At 68.7% G+C, this 1,174-nt stretch carries 1 protein-coding gene; it reads left to right on the forward strand.

What is annotated here, in order from left to right; genetic code table 11:
* The coding region (gene dnaK, locus Pmi06nite_RS41570; RefSeq protein WP_203958766.1) for a molecular chaperone DnaK at positions 1-1,174 on the forward strand (1,174 nt) is incomplete at both ends.

Raw genomic sequence — 1,174 nt, forward strand, 5'->3', positions numbered from 1 at the left:
GGGGCCGTGCGGTTCAAGGTCAAGGACAAGCAGTACGCGCCGGAGGAGATCTCGGCGTTCGTGCTGAGGAAACTCGTGGCCGACGCGGCGAAGTTCCTGGGCGAGAAGGTCACCGAGGCCGTCATCACCGTGCCCGCCTACTTCAACGACGCCCAGCGGCAGGCCACCAAGGACGCCGGCAAGATCGCCGGCTTGGAGGTCCTCCGCATCATCAACGAGCCGACCGCGGCCTCACTGGCGTACGGCCTGGACAAGAAGGGCAGCGAGACCGTCCTCGTCTTCGACCTGGGCGGCGGGACCTTCGACGTCAGCATCCTCGACATCGGCGAGGGCGTGGTCGAGGTCCGCGCCACCGCCGGGGACACCCACCTGGGCGGCGACGACTTCGACCGCCGGATCGTCGACCACCTGGCCGACGAGTTCCAGCGCCAGGAGGGCATCGACCTCCGCGCCGACCCCCAGGCCCTGCAGCGCCTCTTCGAGGCGGCCGAGAAGGCCAAGGTGGAACTGTCGGCGGTCAGCCAGACCCAGATCAGCCTCCCGTTCATCACGGCGGACGCGAACGGGCCCAAGCACCTGAACACCACGCTGATGCGGTCCACGTTCGAACAGATCACCTCCGACCTGATCGAGCGCGTCAAGGGGCCGGTCGAGCAGGCCATGGCCGACGCCAAGCTGACCTCGGCCGATCTCGACGAGGTGATCCTGGTCGGCGGGTCCACCCGCATGCCCGCGGTCCAGCAGACCGTGCGCCGTATGACGGGAAAAGACCCCAACATGACGGTCAACCCCGACGAGGTCGTGGCGCTCGGCGCGGCGGTCCAGGCGGCCATCATCAGGGGCGAGGTCAAGGACGTCGTGCTGCTCGACGTCACCCCGCTGTCGCTCGGGGTCGAGACGCTCGGGGGTCTCATGACGAAGATCATCGATCGGAACACCACGATCCCGGCCCGCCGCACCGAGACCTTCAGCACCGCCGAGGACGACCAGTCGGCCGTCGACGTGGTCGTCCTGCAGGGCGAGCGGGAACGCGCCGCCGACAACCGGGTGCTCGGCCGGTTCCGCCTGGAGAACATCCGCCCCGCGCCCCGCGGGGTGCCGCAGATCGAGGTCACCTCCGACATCGACGCGAACGGCATCCTCAACGTGACCGCCAAGGACAAGGACACCGGAG

Origin of the sequence: Planotetraspora mira, assembly GCF_016863275.1 — a bacterium.
In the GTDB taxonomy this organism is placed as follows: domain Bacteria; phylum Actinomycetota; class Actinomycetes; order Streptosporangiales; family Streptosporangiaceae; genus Planotetraspora; species Planotetraspora mira.